The sequence below is a fragment of the Lamprobacter modestohalophilus genome (assembly GCF_016583905.1).
Lineage (GTDB): Bacteria > Pseudomonadota > Gammaproteobacteria > Chromatiales > Chromatiaceae > Lamprobacter > Lamprobacter modestohalophilus.
Genome location: NZ_NRRY01000003.1, coordinates 250,492 through 274,105, shown reverse-complemented (window position 1 = coordinate 274,105; position 23,614 = coordinate 250,492). Strand labels below are relative to the sequence as shown.

The window sequence follows — 23,614 nt, the reverse complement described above, 5'->3', positions numbered from 1 at the left end:
GTCCAAGCAAAGAACGGACCACCGAACAAAGCCTGGTCGGCTCAGTCCGGCCCGCTAACGCGGTAAGCCGATACGGCCTGCGGCGGGGCAAATGCCCCAGCGATGGGGGATAACAACCGCTATCGTCTCGGCTTTGCCAAGATTTGGATGACATCATAAGGCGGCGACCGATGGCGCGGTTACCACCATCAGCGTGAGATTGACTGAACCTGGTATGACCTCTGCGGACTTGGCATGACCTCTGCTCAACTATTCAAGACTCGCAGTCATGCGCAGCCAAGCAGCAGTGACTCAGGATGAGCGTACTCAGCCACTCTGCTGCGCAGCACGAAGCGGGCTCGCACAGCCGGTATCTGGTCGAGCCAGCACCGATTCAGCACGTGATCCGATTCAGTACCATGACTCTATGAAGATTCTCACCGCCGATGACAACCGCATCCTCACCAACCTCCTCGCCAACCTCCTGGCCGAGCAACTGAGGGTGCGCGGACATGCGGTCGTAACCATCGGTCCCTATCCACTCGACCAGCGCACAGCCAGGAGACTGCGTTGACCGCCACGCACTTTCTGCCTCGGCAACACTTGCAGACATTGCTCGATCAGCTCGATGCGCTCGGCTATCGCTGCATCGGCCCGCAGGTGCGCGACGGCACCATCGTCTTTGACAGGCTCAGCGACGCCACCGCACTGCCAGTCGGCATCGGCGCTCATCAGACACCGGGCCGCTATCGTCTGGAGCATCAGGATCATCCGCGCTGCTTTGCCTGGGCCAATGGACCACAGGCACTCAAGCCGCTGCTGTTCGCGCCCCAGGAGAGGCTCTGGCGCACCGAGCGCGATGACGCCGGCCGGCTCTCCTTCACCAGCGAGCCACAGCCAATGCAGCGACAGGCCATCATCGGCGTGCGCGCCTGTGACCTCGCGGCGCTCGCGCTCCAAGATGCGCATTTCGCTGGCCCCCGCGCTGATCCCGGCTACAGCCGCCGGCGCCGCGACCTGCTGTTGGTGGGCGTGGAGTGCGGACAGCCCGCCAACACCTGCTTCTGCGCCTCCACCGGCGACGGACCGGCGATCAGCACCGGCGCTGATTTGGCGCTCACCGAGCTGGACACCGGCTTCCTGGTGCGTGCAGCCAGTGAGGTCGGCAGCGCCTTGTGCGATGCCCTCCCACTACGCGCACCCAGCGACGAAGAACGAGCCCAGGGTGCTGCCGAGATCGAGCAGGCTCGCCTGAGACAATGCCGCAGCCTGCCCGGGCGCAACCTGCGCGAGTCACTGTTCGCGAATCTGGATCACCCGCGGTGGGACGAGGTCGCCACCCGCTGCCTGGCCTGCGGCAACTGCGTCGCCGTCTGCCCCACCTGCTTCTGCTCCACCGAGCGCGAGCAGCCGTCCATCGACGGCAGCAGCAGCACGCACCTGCGGCTCTGGGACAGCTGCTTCTCCGCCGAGCATAGCTACGTCCACGGACGTCTGCTGCGGCCCGACACCCGCACCCGCTATCGCCAATGGCTCACCCACAAGCTCGGCGGCTGGCACGACCAGTACGGCCGCTCCGGCTGTGTCGGCTGTGGGCGCTGCATCGCCTGGTGTCCAGTCGGCATCGACCTCACCGCCGAAACCAACGCCATCTGCGCCGATGCCAGCGAGTCCGCTCAGGAGGCGCCATGAGCACCGCCACCGCCATGGGGCCACCCTGGGAGGCGGAGGTTCTCTCCCGGGATGACGAGACCCAAAGTCTGTGTACCCTCCATCTGCGCCTCACCGATGCCGACGCGCGGGCCGCGTACCGCTTCCTGCCCGGCCAGTTCAACATGCTCTATGTGCCGGCGGTCGGCGGCGTGCCGATCTCCATTGCCTCAGACCCCGAACAGCCGCAGCGATTGGCGCATACGATCAGCGCCGTCGGCCGTGTCACCCGGGTGTTGGCGAGGCTCAGCACGGGCGATCGCATTGGCCTGCGTGGTCCCTATGGCCGCGGCTGGCCTTTGGACCAGGCTGAAGGGCAAGACCTGGTGGTAGTCACCGGCGGCCTCGGCTGTGCGCCGGTGGTGGCGGCCATCGACTACGCTCTCGCTCGCCGCGCAGACTTCGGCCAGCTGGTCATCCTGCAGGGCGTCAAACACGCGGCCGATATGTTCTGGCGCGCACGTTACGACGCCTGGGCCGAGCTGCCGAACACCGTGGTGCGGCTTGCCGCCGACCAGCCGGACCACCACTGGCAGGACCATGTCGGCCTGGTGACCGACCTACTCGACGAGATCCCGTTGCGCCCGGACGCGAGCATCGCCCTGATCTGCGGCCCCGAGCCCATGATGCTCGCCGCCGCCAAGCGACTAGTGGCGCTAGGCATCAGCGACGACCGCATCTGGCTGAGCCTGGAGCGCGGCTTTCAATGCGGCGTCGGCCATTGCGGGCACTGCCAGCTCGGACCCTACTTCGTGTGCCGCGACGGCCCCGTCTTCCCCTGGTCAGAGATCAGCTGGCTGCTGGGCCAAAAGGGCTTCTGACCAACGCCGGAGCAGAGAGCGCATGACTAGCCCCCCAAGCCCCCCATTTGAGCCCGCCAACACCCTGGGCCGCCGACCACGGCTCGCCGTGCACAAGCTCTCCTCCTGCGACGGCTGCCAGCTGGCGCTACTGAACGCGGGGGAGTCCCTGCTGACGCTGGCCGAGCGCTTCGACATCGTCCACTTCGCCGAGGCCGGCATCATCGACGTCGACGCCGAGGCCGACATCGCGCTGGTCGAGGGCAGCGTCTCGACCGCGGAGGAGGCCAAGCGTATCCAGGCCATCCGCGCCCGTAGCCGCTGGCTGATGCCCATCGGTGCCTGCGCCACCGCCGGTGGCCCGCAGGCGCTCAGAAACCTGGCCGACGCCGAGGCCTGGATCGCATCCCTCTATCCCGAGCCGCAGCACATCGACGCCCGGCCCACCGCTGATGCAGTGGCGGCGCACGTGCACGTCGAGCTAGAACTGCCGGGCTGCCCGGTGAGCACGACGCAGGTGCTCGCCGCGCTCGCCAGCCTACTCGCCGGCGCCACCCCCTTTGCCGAGCAGGACAAGGTCTGTCTGGACTGCAAGCGCCGCGGCCAAGTGTGCGTGTTGGTGACCCAGGATGCCCCCTGTCTCGGCCCGGTCACCGTCACCGGCTGCGACGCGCTCTGCACCAGCCTCGGCCGCGCCTGCTACGGCTGCTACGGACCGGCGGAGAACCCCGAAGTCGCCACGCTGGCGCAGCGTTTCGCAGAGCTGGGTCTGGATGCCGAGGCCGTCACACGACGCTTCCTGTTCCAGCAGAGCGGCGCCGAGCCCTTCCAGCAACGGGTGCGCGCGTGGCACCCGAAGCTACAGGCCGGCTCAGCAACGGCCAGCGCCGATCGGGGCCGCGATCTGGCCAGTGCGGACAGGGGCAGCAGCATGCTCAGCAGCATGACCAGCGGCATGACCAGCGCGGATAGGAACCTCAGCATGACCAGCAAGGAGGATGACGATGACTGAGCCGTCCAGCCGCCGCATCGAGGTGTCCGTCCTGGCCCGCGTCGAGGGCGAAGGCGGACTCGAGGTCAGCATCCGCGACGATCGAATCGAGCATCTAGCGCTGCGCATCTTCGAGCCGCCGCGATTCTTTGAGCAGTTCCTGGTTGGCCATCACTACAGCGAGATTCCGGATCTGGTGGCGCGCATCTGCGGCATCTGCCCGGTGGCCTATCAGATGAGTGGCGTCAGTGCTATCGAGCGGCTGTTTGCCCTCGATGCGCCGCGCGATCCAGAGGGTGATTCAAAGAAACACTCTGGCGCGCCACACAGCGAGCCAGAGACCGGACGAAATAGCCAGACAGACAAAGGGCCATACAACCCGCCAGGCAGCCGGCCGGACAGCCAGCGGAACAGCGTGTCAGGCAGCCAAAGAGACAGCGAGCTGGCGCCCTGGGTCCGGCGCATGCGCCGCCTGTTCTACTGCGGAGAATGGATTCAGAGCCACGCCCTGCACATCCATCTGCTCGCGGCGCCGGACTTCCTCGGCTTCGACAGCGCTATCGCCATGGCCGCCAGCCATGGCGACGAGCTGCGTCGCGGGCTGGCGCTGCAGGCCTTCGGTAATCGCATCATCGCGCTCCTCGGCGCCCGCTCGGTGCACCCCGTGGGTGCCCGGGTCGGCGGCTTCTGGCACGCGCCGGCGCTGTCCGATGTCGCCGCGGTGGCAGCCGAGGCCGAGCGCGCCGTGCCGGCGGCCGAGGCGCTGCTGCGCTGGACCGCTGCGCTGCCGCTGCCGCAACAGCCGCAGCACTTCAACTGCGTCTCGCTGCGCCATCCCCTGGAGTACCCGATGATGGCAGAGCGCATCGTCGCCGAGTCCGGGCTCGACATCTCAGTGGACGACTTCGAAGCGCACTTCAGCGAGCATCAGGTGCCCCACTCCACCGCGTTGCATGGACTGCTGGAAGGCGAGCCCTATCTGGTCGGCCCGCTCGCGCGTGTCAACCTGAACCAGGACCGGCTGCACCCGCGCGTGCAGGCCCTGCTCACCGAGCTGGGCATCGACTTCCCGAGCCACGACATGGCTCAAAGCGTCATCGCCCGCGCGGTCGAGATCCTGCAGGCTGCGCTGGAGGCGGCCGAGATCCTGGCTGACGTTGCCCCGCAGACCCCGGCCTATGCCGAGCTGGCACCCCGTGCCGGGATCGCCCGCGGCGTCAGCGAGGCCCCGCGCGGGCTGCTCTGGCATCGCTACGATCTAGACGCTGATGGACTCATCCAGCAGGCCCGGATCGTGCCACCCACCAGCCAGAACCAAGCGCGGATCGAGGCGGACCTGGCCCAGACCCTCACCCGCATCGGTCTGAACGCAGATGCCGACCGATTGCGGCAGGCGGGCGAGCAGGTGATCCGCAACTACGACCCCTGTATCTCATGCGCGACCCATTTCCTGCGCTTGACCCTAAACCGCTGACCGTCATCGGTCTCGGCTCGCCCTGGGGCGACGACCGGGTCGGCTGGTGCCTGGCCGATGCCCTCGCCGAGCGCTTGAGTCCGCACCAAGCTCGGGTCCTGAAGCTCGACCGGCCTGGGCCTGCTCTGCTGGCGTACATCGCCGACCTGCAGCATGTCGTGCTGATCGACGCCGCGGTGGTAACCAATACCCGTATTGGCGCCATACAGCGTCTGTCGATCGATGACCTAGCAACAAGGAGCGTAGCAACAAGGAATGCGGACACCAGTTCTAGCCATGGGCTCGGGCTCGCCGACACACTCGCCCTAGGCCGCAGTCTGGGCATGCTGCCGCTGGCGCTGGATATCTATGTCATCAGCATCGACCCGATGCTCACCCGGCAGACCGGCCTCGAGCTGACGCCGGCGTTGGCAGTCGCCATGGGACCGCTCGCTGACGCCATCTCCGGGATGGTGATTGAGTGAAGTCAGCGATCCGTCGGTGCCAACCCGTTCTTGCCCAGGTGATGCGACTTTCGACAGGAGCCGTGCAGCAGCGAATGGACCTGCCCGGGCATTGTCTTGGAGAGGCCGTCTTTAGTCTTCAAATAGCGACCTTAAGACGCCAGGAACAAACTCGTAAGTGTAGGCATTTTCGCCGCAATGAACGAGTTCTTTGTCACTTGTGCGGAACGTCAAATAGGGCTTCACCTCAATACCGTCACGTTCTATCCCCGAGGTATCGTCAATGGTGCTGGCGATACTAAAGGCGATACTCGCTGTGAGCGCCTCTAAAGCTTCTCCATGCAAGCCCGCCTCTTGAACCTTTATTCTGATTTTTTCGACAATCTCAGCGATGAATATGGCCTGATGCTCATCAAACTTCTCGCGGTCCAGCTTCAATTCCATTGCTTCTACCTCTGGCTAAATACCGTCAATCATTATGGCCATCGTTATCTCAGGCAATGCAGCCTGTTTTAGGCGATGGACTCAGCGATGGCGTCGAACTGCCGATAGGCCTTGCGCATCCAGACCTTGACCCGCTGGCGGTCCATCAGCCCCAGCCCAGCCTCCGCGTTGTTGGCCGCGGCCCAGAAGCTTAGGTTGCCGTGGTCAACCTTGCGCATCGTGGTGGCGTGTAGCTCAGGCAGATCGATGACCGGGGCAGCCAGCGCAGTTGCGCTTTCGCGTGCTCGCGAAGCCTCGAAGTTGGAGAAGTCCTTGCCACGGCCAAGATTCTTGACCACCACATAGCGGGCACCGCTTGGGAGCTGCTCGAATAACTGCTCTAGCAGCCCGATGCCGTCAGCGCCGTCGTCCATCACGTGCCAGAGGATGACGCCGATACCCTCCTGCGCTGCTAACCCGAACAGGTCATTCTCATCCATCCACTGGAACAGGGGTCGGGAGGTCTGGGCGGCCAAGTCCACAAGCACGTTCTGGTTTTGCTCCAGCGCGGCTTCCATCAGCTGGTCAGCACTGGAAAAATCGTCCAGCGCGATGGGGGTGGTGTAGTCCCCGTAGAACCGCAGCATTGCGCCATGTGAACGGTCCGTGTCGAAGGCCCGGAAAGGCAGATCTTGGTCGATATGATACTGGGCAAGCAGCCGGGACAGGACCGACTTGCCGACCCCGCCCTTTTCGCCGCCAATGAAATGCATCTGACTCATGCCATATACCCCGTACCTAATGATGATGAAGACAAAGTGGCTCGAACTGCCCGGCGCCGATCTCGCTGTGGAGCGTCCCGGCAACAGTTTCAGCAGCAGATCGCATGCGAATCAAGCCGCTGGCAGGACCTTGGCTTGTACCATTTCGTAATCCAGGTTGATGAGTCTTCCGGTCAATCCGGCAATGTCGTCTTTATCGACCTCTAGCGGCTTTCCATCTTGGTCGGAAATCCCATTCATCGAAACCCGCACACTCGGAAGACTCAAGCTGACGGCGACAAAGGGGCCTTCAACAAAGAAGACGTTGTCCTTGTCGCGACGAAAGCGGGTGACGCCGTTGTCGCGGGTGAACTCTCGACTCTCCCCCTCACAGAGGGCATCACACACCCTGTACAAGACATCGAGGAACGTAAACTCATCGTGTTTCCTAGCCATACCGACACTCACCAATAGTCCAAGTCATCGTTTTTCGCATCAAGAGCTTGCCGCCAGTGCGCCGGTCTGCAACTCCGGCACGTCCGCTGTTGGTGGCGCTTCCCAATCGAACCGCGGCAGTTGTTCAAAGGCCTTGCGTAGACCCGCGTTCCAGCTCTGGGACATCTGGGCAAGCAACGGCGAATCCTGCGGCAGCTTGAGCCGATAGCTCAACGCCAGACTGTCTCTGGGATAGATCGCGACCTCGAAGGGTGGGCCAACGGTGACGTTGGAACGGGAGGTGCCGTCGAGTGAGACCAGACAGAGCCGCGCGGCATCCTCCAGTGACAGCTCGGGTCGGGCAATGCGGTCTAGCGCCGGCTTGCCGTACTTGTTCTCGCCGATCTGCAGATAGGGCGTCTCGGGCGAGGCGGCAAAGTAGTTGCCTTGCGGGTAGATCAGGAACAGCCCCGGCGGCTGCCCTGCGATCTGGCCACCCAAGATCAGCGTCGTCTCCGCACTGACGCCATGCGCGGCGAGCGCAGGCCCACGGTCGCACTGCACCGCGAGATTGATCCTGCCCACATAGTCGGCCGCCTCGAACAGATAACTCGCTGACATCAGGCTGAGCCCAGACGGCGGCTGATCCAGATCGCGGCGGATGAGGTTCAGCACCTCCTGAGTCGAGGCAAGGTTACCGGCGGAAAGCAAGACGAACAGTCGGTCTGGCGACGGCTGGAACACATGCAGCTTGCTGACACTGGTCACATAATCGATGCCCGCATTGGTGCGTGAGTCAGAGGCCAGCACCAAGCCGGCGTTGACGACGAGTCCAAGGCAGTAGGTCATGTTGGTACGATCTCAATCGTCTCGAAGGCGCCGCCGGCGGGAGTCGAGTCCATTCGGGACTGCCGAAGTGGCTCCATCCCGTCAGCCGCTCGGGAGCATCCTCTCAGGCAGCCGTCGATGATCTATGATTGTCGTCCTATTCTGCAACTGCGGATGCTCCGATGAAGATCGTCTTGGCACCCAATGCCTTCAAAGGCAGCATGTCCGCCATGCAGGCCGTACTGGCCATGGAACAGGGGGTTCGCGCTGCCTGTCCGGCAGTGGAGGTCTGCAAGATCCCGGTTGCGGACGGCGGCGACGGTCTCGCAGAGATCCTGATCGATGCCTTGAATGGCGAAGCGCGAGTCTTCAGCGTGCATGGCCCCTTGCATGAGCCCGTCCAGGCCGCCCTATGCTATGTCCCGTCCCAAGGGCTCGTGGTGGTGGAGATGGCCGTCGCCAGCGGCCTAGCCCTGCTCGCCCCCGAACACCGTGATCCAATGCGCACCACGACCTATGGTACCGGCGAGCTGATCCGTGCCGCCCTGGACCTGGGGGCTCAGCGCATCGTGGTCGGCATCGGCGGCAGCGCTACCATCGATGGCGGTATCGGTATGGCCGCAGCCCTCGGAGTGCGTTTTCTAGATGCTGCTGGTGAGGCGGTGGCACCGGTGGGCGGGTCTCTGGGGCAGATCCACCGCATCGACGCCAGCGGGCTCGATCCGCGCTTGGCCAAAGTGTGCTGCGAGGCCGTTTGCGACGTCGACAACCCTTTGGTCGGCCCCACGGGCGCTGCGGCCGTTTACGGCCCTCAAAAGGGGGCAACGCCCGAGCAGGTCAGATCTCTGGACGCCGGCCTGTCCCATCTGGCTGATCGCATCGCCGCCGACTTGGGTCACGAGGTCAGGGACCTGGCCGGCGCCGGCGCAGCCGGCGGTTTGGGCGCCGGACTGCACGCCTTCCTGGGCGCGGAGCTACGCCGAGGCGTGGACCTGGTGCTAGAGCTCCTCGGCTTGGATGAGCAGCTTGCCGGAGCCGATCTCGTGATTACCGCCGAGGGCCAGATTGATTTCCAGACCGCCTTCGGCAAGGCCCCGGCCGGTGTGGCAGAGCGCGCCAAGGCGCGTGGCATCCCCTGCATTGCCATCGCCGGCAGCATCGGCGAGCGTATCGCCGCGCTTCATCAGATCGGCATCGATGCCGTGTTCAGCCTCTGCCCTGGCCCGATGATCCTCGAGCAGGCCATGGCTCAAGGTCCTTCACTGCTCGCGGCAACCACGGAGCAGGTGCTGCGCTGCTACCTCATTGGCTCGGACGACTAGACTTAACGCATTCCTCCGCCATCGGGCCTTTCAACTCAGCAACATGGCCGAGCACGCCGTCCAAGCTCTCATGCATGCCGCCCGAGTTCGGGTGGTGGCGGCGATGCTCGCGCAACTGATGATGATGCTGGGTTTGCTGACGCTGCTGCCGGCAGGGGTGGCGCTTGGGCTCGGCAGCGGACCGCTATACCAGCGGCTCGGGTTTGTCGCATTGGCCTTGTGTGCGCTCGGACTGCTCCTGCTGCGTCTGCCGGGCGTCGATCTCCAGCGGATCGACCTGCAGTGGAACGAGGCGTTGGCGGTCACGGCGCTCGCCTTTTTGCTGGCAGCAGCGAGCATGGTCTGGCCCATGATGGCGGCTGGCATCAGCCCGCTCGATGCGCTGCTGGAAACCGCATCTGCGGTCACCACTACCGGTCTCACGGTCCTGCGCGGTGTCGAGGAGATCGACCCTGCCCTGCTCTTTCTCCGCGCCTGGATGCAGTGGTACGGCGGGCTCGGCATCGCGGTGCTGACAGTGGCGCTCATCATGCGGCACCACGCCAGCGCCCGGAGGCTGATCGAGACCACCGGAGAGCGGCTTTCTAGCGCCAGCGCACGCCAGCATGCGCGAACGGTGTTCATTGTCTATGTGTTGCTCAGCGGCTTGGCGCTGGCGGCGGCCTGGGCCGCAGGGACCGCCCCTTTCGATGCGCTGCTCTATGCACTCGCGTCGGTCGCTACCGGTGGCTTCGCGCCGGCAGACGCGAGCCTCGCACCGCTGCCTGTTGCCGCTGTCGCGGTGCTAACGACTGTTTGCCTGTTGTCGGCAGTGACGCTACCGCTCTACGCTCGGATACCATCGCAGGGGCTCGGTGTGCTCTGGCGTGATGAGGAGGTCCGCGCACTGCTGGCGGCGACACTGCTCACGACGCTGTTGCTGATGTTGCTCTGGATCTGGCAGCAGGGTCCGGGCGCTAGTATGAGCCCAGGGATGGACTGGCAGACCGCGCTCGGTCACAGCGTCGCGCTTGGTGTCTCGGCGCAAACGACCACCGGCTTTAGCACCCTGGAGATGACGGCGTTGTCGCCAGCGGCCCAGCTCGTGCTAATGCTATCGATGACGATCGGCGGCTGCACCGGTTCTGCCGCGGGCGGACTGAAACTGGTGCGACTCCTGGTGCTATTGCGGCTGGTGCAGCTCGCCCTGCGACGCACCGCAATCGGTGAGCGAGCCGTGCTACACGCGCGCGTAGATGGCCACATCCTGCAGCCGGACATGATCACCGGTGCGCTGCAGCTCCTGAGTCTTTGGCTCGCCTTGTTGCTGCTCTCCTGGCTACTGTTCCTGAGTTATGGTTATGCGCCGCTGCCAAGCCTGTTCGAGGTGGTCTCCGCGATCGCCAACGCCGGACTCTCGACGGGGCTCACCGGGACAGACCTGGAGCCGGCGCTCAAGGCCGTGCTCATTGGCGACATGCTGTTTGGCCGCGTCGAGATCCTGGCCATGCTCGTGCTGTTCTACCCACCCACCTGGATCGCGCGGAGGCGAAAGCTCTAATGCGAACGGCATTCATCGGCAGCAATTCCCTCACCGTAGCTACCGCCGAGCTGCTGCTCGGTGACGGGCATGAGGTCATCATTGTCGAGCGCGACCGCGAGCGCATTGACGAGCTCTCAGAGAGACTGGATGCGGGCTTCGTACACGGTGACGGCACCTCGCCGGTGGTGCTGCGAGACGCCGAGCCCGAAAACACCGATGTGTTGTTCTGCCTGCTCGAGTCGGACCAGACCAACATCTTGGCGGCGCTCATCGGGCGCTCGCTCGGCTTCTCACGCGTCGTGCCGCGGGTCAACGAGCGTCAGTTCCAGCACATCACAGACGAGCTCGGACTCGAGGATGCCGTGCTGCCGAACCAGGCCGTGGCCAGCCATCTGCGCGCCCTGCTGGTCGGCGAGAAATCCTTGGAGCTATCGTCGGTGATTCGCGACGACGCGGCGGTGTTCAGCTTCACCGTCAGCGACGACGACGCCGGATCACTTCAGGATCTGGACCTACCCGAGCGCACGCGCATCGTCTGTCTCTACCGCAGCGAGCGCTTTCGCCTGCCCGAAGAGACCCGCCGCATCAAGCCAGGCGATGAAGTCATCGTCATTTGCGCCCACGAACAGCTCGACAAGCTGCATCGTCGCTGGGGCGGACCACCAAACGGCGCCTGACCTCCGGCTCTGGTAGGCTCGCAAGCTCCTGCCATTGCCGTAGTCCTCTATGCCTCGCCGTCCCGCCGATCCGTCTCCTCGCACTAGCGCCAGCCGTGGCCGCTCGCGCAGCCGTCCGACATCCTCCAACGCGACCGCCTCCAGGGAGAAGCCCCGTCGCCGCTCACCACCGGTCCGAGGTGGCGCGCTCGCCATGCTACGCCTCGTGGTTGCCAAAACGCGCGATCTGGCGATCGGCCTGGCGCTGATCTCGGCAGTCTCGTTCGTTCCGGTTTCGATCACCGCAGACTGGCCGCAGAGTGCTCAGAGTGCAATGGCGATCGCCCGCGAGGTGCGGACGCTGTTGGTGGAGGTTGGTGGCGATCTGACGCGAGTCGCCGGTGATTGGCTAGGCAGTACCGGCGCGGAGTTCGTCAACGCCGGCGGCGCCCTGCTCTCGGATGCGCTGCAGGGTGCTGACGGGATCGACCTGGGTATCCAGCTGCCCGGCCTCGGTGATCTGCTGCCGGACCCGAACGCGCTGTTCGGTGATCTCATCGGCGACCTGATTGGTGACTGGTGGCCACACCCAACGCTACCAGCCGGCGGCGGCGATCTGCCCCATGTGGCCGGCAGTTTCAGCAAGGCCAAGGAACTGCTCTACGATCGGGTCTATCGCGGTCATCGGGTCACCGCTTACTGCGGCTGCACCTATAACCGGAAGCGTTCGGTGGACCTCGCCAGTTGCGGACTCGATGGCTACGCAGACAATGCCCGCGCCCGACGCGTCGAGGCCGAGCATGTCTTCCCGGCCGCCCAGTTCGGCAACTTCCGCCGCTGCTGGCGCCAACCCGAAGCCTACCGCGCCTGCCGAGGAGCCGCCGGCGCCCTGTTATCGGGGCGGGAGTGCTGTCTGCGTGTCGACGAGACCTTTCTTGCCGCGCACAACGATCTGCAGAACCTGATCCCGGCCGTAGGGATGATCAATGGGGACCGACGGGACTATCGCTGGGGGATGGCGCCTGGTGGCCAGCGCTACGGCGACTGCGGGATTCGGATCGATTCGGGTGGTCGGCGCGTACAGCCGCCGGATGCGCTACGCGGCGATATCGCGCGAATCATGCTGTACATGCGCGACACCTATGGGTTCCGGCTCTCGCGACAGGATGAACGGTTGTTCGAGGCCTGGAGCAACCTTGATCCGGTGGATGCCTGGGAGCTGAAACGCCATGCGCGGATTGCGCGACTGCAGGGAAGAGAGAATGGCTATGTGGTGGAGTCGACGGATTGATTCTGAGACTCAGCGCGGGTACTCAGCGCGGGTCGGTCGCGCGCTGCACCGACAGCGCACAGTCACTGACCGCCTCGATCACGGCAGCGGCAAAGCGCACCTCGGCTGGAGTTCCACAGGAGGATGAGGCCAGATAGACCTCAACGCCCACAGACAGTGGACGCCGACTGTTCCAAACGATCTCTGGCAGCACAGGCCTGACCCAGGGCCAGCGTCATCGCCTATCGCTTCTCACGACGCTGGGCCGGGGATGACTGTTTCACCTTTGGCACCGGCAAGGTGCCGACGCTGGCCCGTTCGCTATGAAGCAGCAGAGACGACAGGCACCATCACCGCCTGCCCACCAACCTCGCCTCGGATCACTTTGATCCCATAGGCCGCGCCGACAGCCTCGGATGCGAGCACATCCATGCAGCCGGCGGTGACTGCTGCACGCGGTCCCAACAGCAGGAAGCGATCGGCAAAGCGCAGCGCAAGATTCAGGTCATGCAGCACGACCAAGGTGATCAGTGAACGCTCGCGCGTCAGCGCCCGAATGCTGCGCAGCACCGCGATCTGGTTGCGCAGATCGAGGTGATTCACCGGCTCATCGAGCAGCAACAGCCGTGGCTCTTGAACCAGCGCGCGCGCGATCACCACCTTCTGCAGCTCGCCGCCACTGAGGCGACCGACGCGCCGGCCGCTCAGCGGCGCGGTAGTGCTCTAGATCTGGAGGTCTTTCGAAATCATGGCGCGATGATCCAGTTACAGGGATAGCATCATCTACTCGACACCAACATATCTGTAGCACTACCCACCTGCTCAAATAGTTGGCCGATCGCTTCGGCCGTTGCTGCTGGCCTGATCAACTGGATCACCCCCCAAACGGCACACTCAAGCTGAGCCGGATATCACGCCCCGGGCTCAGCGCATAGCCCTTGTAGGTATCGAGAAAATCCCGGTACTCGGTATCGAACAGATTGCGCACCGTCAGATCGACCCGAGCCAAGCGGTTGCCGAAGGCGCGGAAGGCAAAGCCCAGATCGAGATCCGCTAGCGTGTAGGCCTCGGTCGAGGCGGTCCCAAACGGCAGCTGATCAAACTGCGAGAACGGCTCGCCGGGTGCCGCGTCTTTTGCCGCGGCATGACGCAGGCCGAGGGTCAGATAGGGCTCGCGAATCGGTCCGCGCTCGGCGAACCAATAGGTCGCCTCGAGCCGCAGTGAGTCGGCGGGCAGCAAGGGCAGATCCTCGTCGGTGCGATCGTTGGTGCCCCGCACCAGATCGAGTGTGCCGCTGAGCTCAAGCTGCTCAGTCAACTGCCAGTTGGCTTCCAGCTCGAGTCCAGTCAGCAGGGCGTCGTCCTGCTGGTAGGCGAAGATCGGCAGACCATTGCGCGACCGGCCGGTATCTTGGAGATAGATGTAGTCGCTGATGGCGTTGCGATAGACCGTCGCGCTGCCCTGCAGCCGGGGGGTGTTCCAGCGTAGGCCCAGATCGACGTTGATGGATGTCTCGGGCTCCAGGTTGGGATCACCCTCCTGAATCGCGGCCACGCCGCCGTGGACACCGTCGGCATAGAGCTCAAACAGGCTTGGTGCGCGGAAGCCGCGGCCGAGATTAGACGCAATCGCCACTTGATCGGTGAGGCGATAGACCGCACCGAGCGATCCGGTGAAGACCGAATAGTCGTGTGAGTCGCGGCCCACGAAATTCACCGGCGCCCGAGTCTTGCCGGCATCCCCGGTCACGGAGTGCCAGTCATGACGCAGCCCCGCTTGCAGCGTCCAGTCGCCGATGTCCTTGCTCTCGAAGGCGAACAGCGCCAGGTTGCTGACCTCACCGCCCGGCGCGAGCACCGTGGTCCCGCGCGAGTATTGGATCTTGTTACTGTACTCGACGCCCAGGGTGCCGCCATCGAAGGGTCCGAGTGCACCATGAACGGCTTCGAGCCGGGCGACATAGCGATCGAATTCGAGATGGATGGTCCCATCAAAGCCCGCGCTCAGCAGTTGTCCGGGGCTATTGGCGCGACGCAGGTTGTGCTGCCAGGACAGGGTCGGCTTCAGCTCCCAGCCGGAGGCTAAGGGCATGGCGCCCGTCAGCTGGAGCTGGTCATTGTTCAGCCACAGGCCGATGCCTTGGCCGGTTGGCAGCAGAAAGTTGTTCTCGTTATTCCATTGGTTGTAACGCACGCCGAATTCGCCCAAGTCGGTCAGCACGCCAGCGCCAAACTGAGCGTTGAGCTGATCGAAGTTGGTGAAGGGAAGCTCGCCGGTAAACTTGGGATCGCTCGGATTGCCGGACTCGGCGGCGGTCGCGGCATTGGGGGTCGTCAGGTTGCCTGCGGATCGGCCCATGATGCCGGCATCCAGGCTGAACTGATCGCTGCTCGCGCGCGCCTTGGCGCCGGTATCCCATTGTCCATTGTTGCTGTGATAGACGAACAGCGTATCGGCAACGGCTTCGCTCTCACCCTTGGGCATGAACACAAAGGCTGGCGCCTGCACATCGATGGCGCCGCCGAGCGCACCCGAGCCGTAGAGCAGACTGGAGGCGCCACGCACCACCTCGATGCGCCCGGCAAGGAAGGGATCGATGTTGGGTGGATGACGCTCGCCGTACTGTTGATAATCGACACCGATGCCGTTCGATAACACCTGGATCTGATTGCCGCTGAGGCCGCGAATCACCGGCTTGCCGACCATGTTTCCGGCGGTGATCGAGGCGACGCCAGGCAAAGCCTCCAGGGTCTCGCCGAGCGTGAACCGCTGGCGGCGACGCAGATCCTCGCCGGAGAGCACCGCAATGTTCGCCGCCTGCAACAGCGGATCGCCCGGCACCGGCACGCCGGCGGTGACCTCGATGGCATCGAGCTCAATCGAGAACTCCTGATCGTCGTTCATCGGTTGCGCGAGCAGTGGCGTGGCAGGACTGCCGACGAGCAGCCCCGCTAAGAACGTGCGATGGACCTTGTGCATCAGGTTCGGCCTCATTGATCAGCAGGGGTTTAGGGCGTGAACGTGATGGTATAACATAAAACACCAAGCAACCTCGATGCAACAGTCGTTGCTTTTCCGTCCTAGCGATCCTGGCTTTCCAACGAGTGGGACGCCATCCATCAAGGGATCGGCTTGAACGCCCAACAGGTGTCAGCCCGACCCGCCCGTCGCCATGCGAGGCTGTTTGAGCGCAGACCATGAATGATCAGCAGACCGACACTTCATCCACAGTCAACGACGCGGCGATCGATGCTGCGCTGCACAACCTGCAGGACACCGAGTCCCTTTCTTCGGCTGCCGTGGTGCCAGACGCAGCAGCCGACATCACACCACTGCAAGAGACGCTCGCACCGCTGATCGATCTGGCGGGCCATGGGGGTCCGGTGCTGCTGGTGTTGGCGATCATGTCGGTCACCGCGCTGACGATCGTGCTGGCGAAGCTCTGGCAGTTCTCACGGCTGCGCTTGAATGCACGGCAGCCGGTCGAGACCGCCCTCGCCTGCTGGTCTCAAGGCGATGCGGATGCGGCACTGCAGGCGATCGGAGACAATCGGCAGCCGAGTGCCCGCCTTGTCGCTGAGGCGATTCGCGGGCTGCGGCAAGCATCGGCTCAGTCCGCTGCTGGCCTCGACCTGCTTCGTGAGGAGCTCACCCGCTCTGCAAGCGCTCAACTCGAGCAACTGCGCAGCTGGTTGCGTGCGCTCGAGGTGATCGCCACGCTGAGCCCGTTGTTGGGGCTGCTCGGCACCGTCCTCGGCATGATTGAGGCGTTTCGGCAGCTCGCCTCGTCGGGCAGTCAGGTCGATCCCTCAGTCTTGTCAGGCGGGATCTGGCAAGCCTTACTGACGACCGCCGCCGGTTTGAGTGTCGCCATCCCGGTGGTGCTGTTGCATAGCTGGCTGGAGCGTCGCGTCGAGCGTTGCGCGCATCGCATGGAGGATGCCGTGACGCGGATCTTCACTCGTTCGCTGAGCGAGACCATGCATGAGCCCTCGGCAGCCGCGCAGCAGCGGCCAACGATCAGCGCGGTTGGCGCGTCTGGCGAAGCGGGACGCCGCGCTGCGTTCAATCAAGCCTGATGGCAGTCGGGGCGTAAGGGTTGATCCGCCAAGACTGAATCCCGCCGCGATGGACTTGCAGACTCGCCATTGGCACCAACCGCAAAGGCCAAACCCAAGCCTGAGCCCAAACCACAGCCAACGCGCAGACCTGAGCCGAAGCCAAAACCCAACGCCTCGACCACGGCTGCTAAGCGTGACGCCGATCCACCAGCACCTCCACGAACGCGAGCGCCTACCGCCAAGCCGCCAGGCGCCTCTGTATCAGGGAGTCGCAAGGGCCAAGGGACAAGGAGCGGTAGCGGCCACAGCGCGAGTCAAGACGCGCAGGGGGCCGGCCGTAGCTCCGGCAGCGGCCGTGGTTCTAGTAGCGGCAGCGGCTCTGGCAGTGGTTCTGGTCGCGGCAGCGGTTCGGCCAGCGCTGCTAGCTATTACGGTCGGCTCGCCTCCTGGCTCAATCGCCACAAACGCTATCCTGCCCAGGCGCGTCGCCAGCGCTCGCAAGGCACGGTCTCCAGTCCAGCTTCGCGCCCCAACAACAGCGAACGATATTACAAAATTGGCATGCGTATGACTAGCCGCCTGACGTCGCGCCCAATGATGCCAGTCATCCCTCGCCCGCACCGACGATGCCGCGCGCCAGATACAGCCCTGGACGATCACTGATCGCGAGACTCGAGATCCCAGCATGCGCAAACAGGCTCCGCATCTCGGCCACCGCGGGCAGCAGATCGCGCGCAACGGCATGATGGCGTCCGTGATGCGCCCGAAGCTCATCGCGGCCCATCAGATGCGCGATCACGATCTGACCACCAGGACGGGACACCCGCGCCATCTCAGTCAGCGCCCGTGATGCATCGGCGAAATGTGGAAAGGCCCTCGGCCAGCGCCAGGCCGTCCGCCAGCGCATCCACCAGCTCGGACAGCCGCGCGCGGGTCTCGGGCGGATAGCAGCGCTGCTCCCAACCGACAGCACGCTCGTCAAAGAAGGCGCGTTGTGGATCACTTACCAGACACCACTCAGCGTAAGGCTAGATTCACGCCAAGCATCGCCGTGGTGCCGGGCATGGGATAGTCGGGACGGTATTCGTAGTCGGTATTATTGGTCAGGTTCTCGAGCGCCAAGAAGACCTCGCTGCCCTCGGCGAGCATCGGTAGCGCGTAGCTCAGCCGGCCATTGAGCAGGAAGTAGCCGTCGACCTCCTCGGTGTTGATGCCAAGTATCAATGATGTGGACACGATTACATTTCCATTAATGTTAATGATTTGCAATTGCGTATAAACGCATCGTTTTCTGGCACACTTGGTGAGGAAGGCGTTTGTCCAGCTGACTAGACAATATTGGGTTTGTCCATCAAAATGGACATATATTGATGATGGAGCACCCGATGTTGGACAACACGACCCTGCACAGCATCCTGGCGGACTGGTCAGCCTGGTCTGCCCAGCCCTCGGGCACCGTGCCACGAGCCATCGCGGAGCACTGTGTTCTTGTGCCGGAAGTGGTCACGGTGATCCAGGGGGTGCGCCGCTGCGGCAAGTCGACACTGCTACGCCAGTTAATGGCGGCCAATCAGCTGGCCGAGGATCAGGCGGTTTTCATCAACTTTGAGGATCCACGTCTGCTGGATAACCTGGATGCAAGGATGCTGGATCAACTTTATGAGCTGTCAACCAAAGGCAGCCGACGGAAGCTGACCTTCTTTCTCGATGAAATCCAGAACGTAGCCGACTGGCAGAAGTGGCTGAACACGCGCCTGGAAACGAATAGCGGCCACTGTTTTGTGGTCACCGGTTCGAACAGCCAGTTGCTGGGGGGCGAGCTGGCCAGCTCGCTGACCGGGCGGCATTTGCGCCATGAGCTGTTTCCCTTTGATCTATCGGAATTCAGGCAGCGGGCAACACCGGGTGATCTGGAGCAGTTTATCCGCCGGGGCGGCTTTCCTGCCGCGCTGGAGTTTCCGCAGCCCGAGCGGCTGCTACAGCAGTATTTCCTGGATATCGTCGAGAAGGATATTCGTGAACGGGTATCGGCCAAATCGAGCCGGCCCTTGCAGGCGGTGGCGAAGATGGTCATGGATTCGGTGGGCTCGGAATTGAGCTTGCGCCGTATCGCCGGTGCGGTGCAATTGAGCCCAGAAACCGTCAGCCATTATCTGCAGGCCTGTGAGGATGCCTATTTGCTATTCAGTTGTCCCTATTTTGCCTATTCCGAAGCCAAACGGGCACGGCACAATCGTAAGTATTACGCCATTGATACTGGCCTGCGTCGGGCCGTCAGCAGCCGCGCCGGGCAGGACCTGGGCAAGGACTTTGAAAACCTGGTCTATCTGGTATTGCGCCGCAAGACCGCCGATATCAGCTATTGGAAAGGCAAGGGCGAAGTGGACTTTGTGGTCAACACGCCGCAGGGGGCGACGCCCATTCAGGTGACCTATGGCGAGCCGAAGCTTCGCCACGACGAGGCACTTGAAACGTTCTACCAGCAATTTCCTCACGCCAATGAGGCGATTTATGTCACGCCGGATACCTTTGAAGACTTCACGGAAATGACGCTGTAACCCTGCTGAAGACGGGATAGCTGCACGGTGGCCACCACCAGCAGGCCGTTATCTTAGGAAGAACTGCATCGGCACCACCAATTCCAGTGTGCTGTTGTCCATGGTGTCCGGCATGACCGGTAGCGGTTGTGCGCGTTCGTTCATCTTCTGCACTTCTGCATCCAGTGTCGCATGGCCGGAACTTTGCTGGACCCGGTAATCCAGCTCAAGGCGACGCTGAGCTACAACTTCTGACCCCGCGTTTCGTCAACCGACCTCGTTGATCACTACCGCTTGCCCCACCGTTCGAGGTGCCGGTCAGCCGATCCGCCATGTGGCCGCGCTAGACAGCCAGCTCCGGGAGCTGCTCATACTGGGAGAGGGACGACTGCAGACTCCCGGTTAGCGCTGCCGGAGCGCAAGGAGCTTAGCGATCGCCTCAGGCGTGGTCGGGCGCCCGAGATGGAATCCCTGAACCAGATCGCAGCGCATACCGCGCAGCATCTCCAGCTGCCTCTCGGTTTCGATGCCCTCGGCAATCGTCTCCATCCCTAGCTCATGGCCGAGCGAGCAGATCACCGCGACGACGCGACGATCGCGCTCGGAGTCGGTCATCGCCTCGATAAAGGAACGGTCGATTTTGAGCAGGTTGATCGGCAGCTGACGCAGATAGGCGAGCGAGGAGTAGCCGGTGCCAAAGTCATCGATAGCGAGCGCCACTCCGAGCTCGCGCAGCTGGTGCAAGGTTCCGTTCGAGGACTCGGCGTCATTCATGACCATACTCTCGGTGAGCTCGAGTACGAGCAGATGCGGAGGGATACGATGTCGATGCAGCATCTCTTCGACCAGCGTTACGATGCCAGGGCTCTGCAGCTGCAGCGATGAGAGATTCACCGCGATCGAGAGGTCGCCTTGATCACCAGCTTGATCATCAGGGTCATTGAGATCATCGAGCCAGCAGCGTAACTGCCTCAAGGACTCATCGAGCACCCAGGTGCCGATTGGGACGATGAGACCCGTCTCCTCGGCCACCGGAATGAAGTCGCCCGGCGAGACGAGACCGCGTGTTGGATGCTCCCAGCGTAGCAGCGCTTCCGCACCCACCAGCCGTCGGCCACTGGCGGTCAACAGGGGCTGGTACTGGACCCTGAGCTCGCCGCGCGATTCGCAATCGCGCAGGTCATGGGCGATGCTGATTCGCTCCAACAAGCGCGTCCGCAGCGCTGCATCGAAGCATTGGACCCGGGCGCCACCGCGCTCTTTAGCCACATACATCGCCGCGTCGGCGTCGCGTAATAGGTCGCCAGGGCTGTTGAAGCCATCGCTGATCACGATGCCAGCGCTTGCGGTGATCAGATACTCGCGACCCTCAACAATGAATGGAGGAGTAAACACCTCGATTAAGCGTTCCGCCTCGATCAGCATGGCCTCTTGCGAGCGTTTCTCTCCCTGCAACAGCACGACAAACTCGTCGCCGCCGAAGCGGGCGATGCTGTCACCTAGGACGAGATGATGCTGCAGACGCTGGGCGGCGTCGACCAAGAGCTGGTCACCGGCATGATGGCCGATGGCGTCATTGATCAGCTTGAAGCTGTCGATATCGATGAACAGCACACCGACCTGATGACCGAAGCGCTGCGCTTGGAGCAGGAGTTGGTTGAGTCGATCGTTGAGCAGGACGCGGTTCGGCAACGCGGTCAAGGAGTCGTGCATGGCGCGGTGGCGCAGGGTCTGCTCGGCCTCTTTGCGCCTGGAAATATCGTGCGCATTGATGACGATGCCGCGGATGTTGGGATCGGCGCTGAGATCGGTTGCCGTTGCCTGACACCAGATATAGTTCTCGTCACCACAGCGTAGACGGTGGTCGGCAATGTCGACATGCTCTCCAGGCAGAACAACGGCACGTTTCAAGGCGTCATGCACCCGTTCGCGCTCGTCTGGATGCACGGCATCTAGATAGCGGGTCGCCGGTGCCAGCTGTTCGTCCCAGCCCAGGATCTGGCAGGCCGAGGGGCCCAGATAGCGCAGGCAGCTATCGTCACCGAGGATCATGACCACGTCGGAGGCACGCCGAACCAAGGTACTGAACCGCTGCTCGCTCTGATGCAGGGCCTTCAGCGCATCACGCCTCAAAAGACTGCCGATGATTACATCCGCGATCGCCCGCAAGAGCAGTATGGCTTGCTCGGACCAAGTGCGGTGCTCCCGCACTGAATCGAAGCCGATGAAGCCCTTGATCTGGTCTGGGCCCATCAGGGGCACCACGATCAGCGATCGGATGCCCTGGCTACCAAGCAGTTCGCGCTCGGCAATGCGCGTCTCTGGCAGGTCTGCAACCGATGGGATGTAGATCGACTCACCAGACTCAAGGCGTGGCCGCCACCAATGAATCGTCTCCCAAGGCACCTGCTGGAGGACATGGATCTCTGGGGTGATGCCTGGTGCGCACCATTCGTGGCTATTGTTCAGGTATTCGCCATCGACCAGAAACATGTAGCTGCGATCAACGCCGGCGAAATGGCCGATCGAGGCGAGTGCCTCGTCGATACCGGCATCGATCGCCTGATCGCCGAGCCCGGCGAAGCGCCTCAGGATTGCCGTCATGAGCTCAAGGAGCCCAGTCAGCTCCGCAAGCTTGTCCTGGCTCGACGGATCATGCGGCATGGTTACTCTAATCCCTCAAACGACGTGCTGTTCGACCAATCGCACCCTACCATAGCTGCTCGATCTCGAAGAACAGTTAGACAGTCGTCAGCAAGAACCGATTCTTCATCGCTCAATCTACCGGTTAGTTAAGGTTTTCGGAAACAATCGCTTAACGTCGCGGACAGCGAACGATCAGGCCCAGCGCAGCAGTGCCCCGCTGCGCCGACCTCACCGGATGATGACTCGGCCTAGCAGCCAGTGCGTCGAGAACAGCTCGCCGTTCTAGAGCAACGTCACCGGACCATGATCGTCGCAGTGGTCGCCGTGCGGATTATGCAGCCGACCATCAACGATGTAATCGACGTGATCGCCGTGCGGCACCGCCTCATGACCACAGCCGGGCCCGTGCACGTGGCCGTCTTCCTGGCAAGCGGTGAGCCGGTGCTCGCAGCCGTCGGGATTGGTTGCGCTGATGGCGATGACGTGCTCATCGTAGTGAACCAGACCGTCGACCTCATGCGGATGATGCAGATGGCCATCATGCAGGTAGTCGACGTGGTCTTCGTGCTGCAGGGCCTGATGGCCGCAACCAGGGCCATGGTGATGGTCGTGATGGGGATGGGAATGGCAGTCTTGGCTCATCGATAGCGCTCCGATTGAGGCAGTTTCAGGTTGTCGCGCCGATACACCAACCGGGACAAGACCTGCAGGCATTCAATCGCTGCCCGAGGCGTCATTGGTGTGTCGGACATGACCGACCATGTCATCGAGCATGTGTTCGACATGGGCATCGGCGACGGAGTAGTACGCGTGGCGCCCTTCTCGCTCCACCTTGAGCAACGCGGCAGTGCGTAGCAGACGCAAGTGATGGCTGACCAGTGACATCGACAGGCTGCTGGCATCGGCGATCTCGGAAACCGAGCGGCGTTGATGGCGACAGCGCAGAACGATGCCGAGCCGTGTTGGATCACCCAACAGGGCGAACATTTCGGCCAGCGCCCGGCGTTGCTCAAGATTTAGCTCGGCTGACACAGCGCAGACTCCTAAAACAGTTGAATAACTGTTCATCTATAGGCTAGAAGCCAACCAAGCCTCAGTCAAGCCAGTCAATCGAAAGCCGCTTGTCTTGTGTCAACGCGATGCGATCGGCCGCTCCGATCGTCACCAAGCCGGCCATCTCAACCGCTCATCTCAACCGCTCATCTCAACCGCTCATCTCAACCGCTTATCTCAACCGCTTATCTCAACCACTCATCTAAGCCGGCCCCCCTGGGCCGGCCATCTGAGCCGATTACCAGGAAAGCGTCTTCACCGTTGGATCGAACAAGATCCCGAGGACCAGGTCCGGATTCCCCATCTGGACGCCTGCGATGAAGTCATCTTCGGTGAGGCCAGCCGCCTTGGAGCAGGCGGCGCAGGCGATGACCAGACCACCGTCCTTCGCAAACGCCTGCAGCATGTCTTGAATGGACCTGCCCTGCTCCTTCATCAGACCGTGGACGTGGGATGGCCGCTTCTTGTCGGCCAGGTAGATCCCGCGCACATTGAGCCAGATCGCCACAGGGGTATGGCCGCGCTTCAAGACCTTCTCGTGCGCAAACTGGATCGCCTTGGCCGCCGCCCAGGTGTCATCGGTGGTCAGGTTGACGAACAGCCCGCCTTTGGCCTCCTCGGCCTGGGCGTTCCAAGACAAGCCCGTCAACGACAGCAACAGGATACATGTCAGCAAGAACCGATTCTTCATCGCTCAATCTC

General features: G+C 63.1%; 25 protein-coding genes and 1 pseudogene. 12 read left to right on the top strand and 14 right to left on the bottom strand.

Annotation, left to right across the window (positions count from 1 at the left end; genetic code table 11):
- Window positions 1–406 precede the first annotated feature (406 nt).
- From CKO42_RS03445 to CKO42_RS03420, 6 genes are read left to right on the top strand one after another with little or no spacing between them, the layout of a single operon-like run.
- Complete coding sequence (locus tag CKO42_RS03445) at window positions 407–553, top strand: hypothetical protein (RefSeq protein WP_200238818.1); 147 nt, start codon at window positions 407–409, stop codon at window positions 551–553.
- Complete coding sequence (locus tag CKO42_RS03440; protein ID WP_200238814.1) at window positions 550–1,671, top strand: 4Fe-4S dicluster domain-containing protein; 1,122 nt, start codon at window positions 550–552, stop codon at window positions 1,669–1,671. Before CKO42_RS03445 ends, CKO42_RS03440 begins: the two co-directional genes overlap by 4 nt.
- A complete protein-coding gene (locus CKO42_RS03435) occupies window positions 1,668–2,510 on the top strand; it encodes an FAD/NAD(P)-binding protein (RefSeq protein WP_242479079.1) in 843 nt (280 codons plus the stop codon). The genes CKO42_RS03440 and CKO42_RS03435 overlap by 4 nt, the downstream gene beginning before the upstream one ends.
- Window positions 2,511–2,532: 22 nt before the next feature.
- Window positions 2,533–3,501, top strand: a complete 969-nt coding sequence (locus tag CKO42_RS03430) for an NADH-quinone oxidoreductase subunit B family protein (RefSeq protein ID WP_200238810.1) — start codon at window positions 2,533–2,535, stop codon at window positions 3,499–3,501.
- Entirely contained in the window at window positions 3,494–4,954 is a 1,461-nt protein-coding gene (locus CKO42_RS03425) for a Ni/Fe hydrogenase subunit alpha (protein WP_200238806.1), read from the top strand. Before CKO42_RS03430 ends, CKO42_RS03425 begins: the two co-directional genes overlap by 8 nt.
- Window positions 4,915–5,418 carry a hydrogenase maturation protease gene (locus tag CKO42_RS03420; protein ID WP_200238802.1) on the top strand — a complete coding sequence of 168 codons (504 nt, stop codon included), beginning with the start codon at window positions 4,915–4,917 and terminating at the stop codon, window positions 5,416–5,418. Before CKO42_RS03425 ends, CKO42_RS03420 begins: the two co-directional genes overlap by 40 nt.
- A gap of 111 nt (window positions 5,419–5,529) precedes the next feature.
- Here CKO42_RS03420 and CKO42_RS03415 read toward each other — a convergent pair whose 3' ends face one another.
- The 4 genes from CKO42_RS03415 to CKO42_RS03400 form a co-directional block, all read right to left on the bottom strand.
- Entirely contained in the window at window positions 5,530–5,841 is a 312-nt protein-coding gene (locus CKO42_RS03415; protein WP_200238797.1) for a hypothetical protein, read from the bottom strand.
- A gap of 68 nt (window positions 5,842–5,909) precedes the next feature.
- Window positions 5,910–6,602: a P-loop NTPase family protein gene (locus CKO42_RS03410; RefSeq protein ID WP_200238788.1), complete on the bottom strand. Its 693-nt coding sequence runs from the start codon at window positions 6,600–6,602 to the stop codon at window positions 5,910–5,912.
- 111 nt (window positions 6,603–6,713) lie between these two features.
- Window positions 6,714–7,037 carry a hypothetical protein gene (locus CKO42_RS03405; protein ID WP_200238785.1) on the bottom strand — a complete coding sequence of 108 codons (324 nt, stop codon included), beginning with the start codon at window positions 7,035–7,037 and terminating at the stop codon, window positions 6,714–6,716.
- Between the two features lie 39 nt (window positions 7,038–7,076).
- Window positions 7,077–7,865 (bottom strand): proteasome-type protease, encoded by a 789-nt coding sequence (locus CKO42_RS03400; protein WP_200238781.1) that lies wholly within the window; start codon window positions 7,863–7,865, stop codon window positions 7,077–7,079.
- Window positions 7,866–8,026: 161 nt separating this feature from the next.
- Here CKO42_RS03400 and CKO42_RS03395 point away from each other — a divergent pair, with 161 nt between their 5' ends.
- The 4 genes from CKO42_RS03395 (at window position 8,027) to CKO42_RS03380 (ending at window position 12,635) form a co-directional block, all read left to right on the top strand.
- Window positions 8,027–9,166, top strand: a complete 1,140-nt coding sequence (locus tag CKO42_RS03395; protein ID WP_200238778.1) for a glycerate kinase — start codon at window positions 8,027–8,029, stop codon at window positions 9,164–9,166.
- 43 nt (window positions 9,167–9,209) lie between these two features.
- On the top strand, window positions 9,210–10,706 hold the full coding sequence (locus CKO42_RS03390) for a TrkH family potassium uptake protein (RefSeq protein WP_200238774.1): 1,497 nt from the start codon (window positions 9,210–9,212) through the stop codon (window positions 10,704–10,706).
- Entirely contained in the window at window positions 10,706–11,365 is a 660-nt protein-coding gene (locus CKO42_RS03385; protein ID WP_200238769.1) for a potassium channel family protein, read from the top strand. Before CKO42_RS03390 ends, CKO42_RS03385 begins: the two co-directional genes overlap by 1 nt.
- A 193-nt stretch (window positions 11,366–11,558) precedes the next feature.
- A complete protein-coding gene (locus CKO42_RS03380) occupies window positions 11,559–12,635 on the top strand; it encodes an endonuclease (protein ID WP_242479078.1) in 1,077 nt (358 codons plus the stop codon).
- Between the two features lie 22 nt (window positions 12,636–12,657).
- On the opposite strand, the gene CKO42_RS03375 is transcribed toward CKO42_RS03380, so the two are convergent.
- The 3 genes from CKO42_RS03375 to CKO42_RS03365 all read right to left on the bottom strand — a co-directional run bounded on the left by CKO42_RS03375 (window position 12,658) and on the right by CKO42_RS03365 (window position 15,594).
- On the bottom strand, window positions 12,658–12,828 hold the full coding sequence (locus CKO42_RS03375) for a hypothetical protein (protein WP_200238761.1): 171 nt from the start codon (window positions 12,826–12,828) through the stop codon (window positions 12,658–12,660).
- A gap of 107 nt (window positions 12,829–12,935) precedes the next feature.
- A complete protein-coding gene (locus CKO42_RS03370) occupies window positions 12,936–13,322 on the bottom strand; it encodes an ATP-binding cassette domain-containing protein (RefSeq protein WP_274608875.1) in 387 nt (128 codons plus the stop codon).
- A 166-nt stretch (window positions 13,323–13,488) separates the two neighbouring features.
- On the bottom strand, window positions 13,489–15,594 hold the full coding sequence (locus tag CKO42_RS03365) for a TonB-dependent receptor (RefSeq protein ID WP_200238757.1): 2,106 nt from the start codon (window positions 15,592–15,594) through the stop codon (window positions 13,489–13,491).
- Window positions 15,595–15,812: 218 nt separating this feature from the next.
- Between CKO42_RS03365 and CKO42_RS03360 the strand changes: the two genes are divergently transcribed.
- Entirely contained in the window at window positions 15,813–16,694 is an 882-nt protein-coding gene (locus CKO42_RS03360; RefSeq protein WP_200238752.1) for a MotA/TolQ/ExbB proton channel family protein, read from the top strand.
- A gap of 586 nt (window positions 16,695–17,280) precedes the next feature.
- On the opposite strand, the gene CKO42_RS03355 is transcribed toward CKO42_RS03360, so the two are convergent.
- Complete coding sequence (locus CKO42_RS03355) at window positions 17,281–17,583, bottom strand: hypothetical protein (protein WP_200238748.1); 303 nt, start codon at window positions 17,581–17,583, stop codon at window positions 17,281–17,283.
- Window positions 17,584–17,693: 110 nt separating this feature from the next.
- Window positions 17,694–17,912, bottom strand: a complete 219-nt coding sequence (locus tag CKO42_RS27855; protein ID WP_200238742.1) for a TonB-dependent receptor — start codon at window positions 17,910–17,912, stop codon at window positions 17,694–17,696.
- A gap of 149 nt (window positions 17,913–18,061) precedes the next feature.
- Between CKO42_RS27855 and CKO42_RS03345 the strand changes: the two genes are divergently transcribed.
- Window positions 18,062–19,234 (top strand): ATP-binding protein, encoded by a 1,173-nt coding sequence (locus CKO42_RS03345; RefSeq protein ID WP_200238737.1) that lies wholly within the window; start codon window positions 18,062–18,064, stop codon window positions 19,232–19,234.
- Between the two features lie 48 nt (window positions 19,235–19,282).
- Here the strand turns inward: CKO42_RS03345 and CKO42_RS27850 are convergent.
- The 5 genes and pseudogenes from CKO42_RS27850 to CKO42_RS03320 form a co-directional block, all read right to left on the bottom strand.
- Window positions 19,283–19,450: pseudogene (locus tag CKO42_RS27850) on the bottom strand (TonB family protein); the annotation flags it as partial.
- Window positions 19,451–19,615: 165 nt separating this feature from the next.
- Window positions 19,616–21,877, bottom strand: a complete 2,262-nt coding sequence (locus tag CKO42_RS03335; RefSeq protein ID WP_200238733.1) for a bifunctional diguanylate cyclase/phosphodiesterase — start codon at window positions 21,875–21,877, stop codon at window positions 19,616–19,618.
- Window positions 21,878–22,141: 264 nt separating this feature from the next.
- A complete protein-coding gene (locus CKO42_RS03330) occupies window positions 22,142–22,501 on the bottom strand; it encodes a hypothetical protein (protein ID WP_200239541.1) in 360 nt (119 codons plus the stop codon).
- 72 nt (window positions 22,502–22,573) lie between these two features.
- The gene (locus tag CKO42_RS03325; RefSeq protein ID WP_322829025.1) at window positions 22,574–22,891 is read right to left on the bottom strand and encodes an ArsR/SmtB family transcription factor; all 318 of its coding nucleotides are present in this window, start codon (window positions 22,889–22,891) and stop codon (window positions 22,574–22,576) included.
- A gap of 259 nt (window positions 22,892–23,150) precedes the next feature.
- Window positions 23,151–23,603 (bottom strand): DsrE family protein, encoded by a 453-nt coding sequence (locus tag CKO42_RS03320; protein WP_200238723.1) that lies wholly within the window; start codon window positions 23,601–23,603, stop codon window positions 23,151–23,153.
- Window positions 23,604–23,614 lie beyond the last annotated feature (11 nt).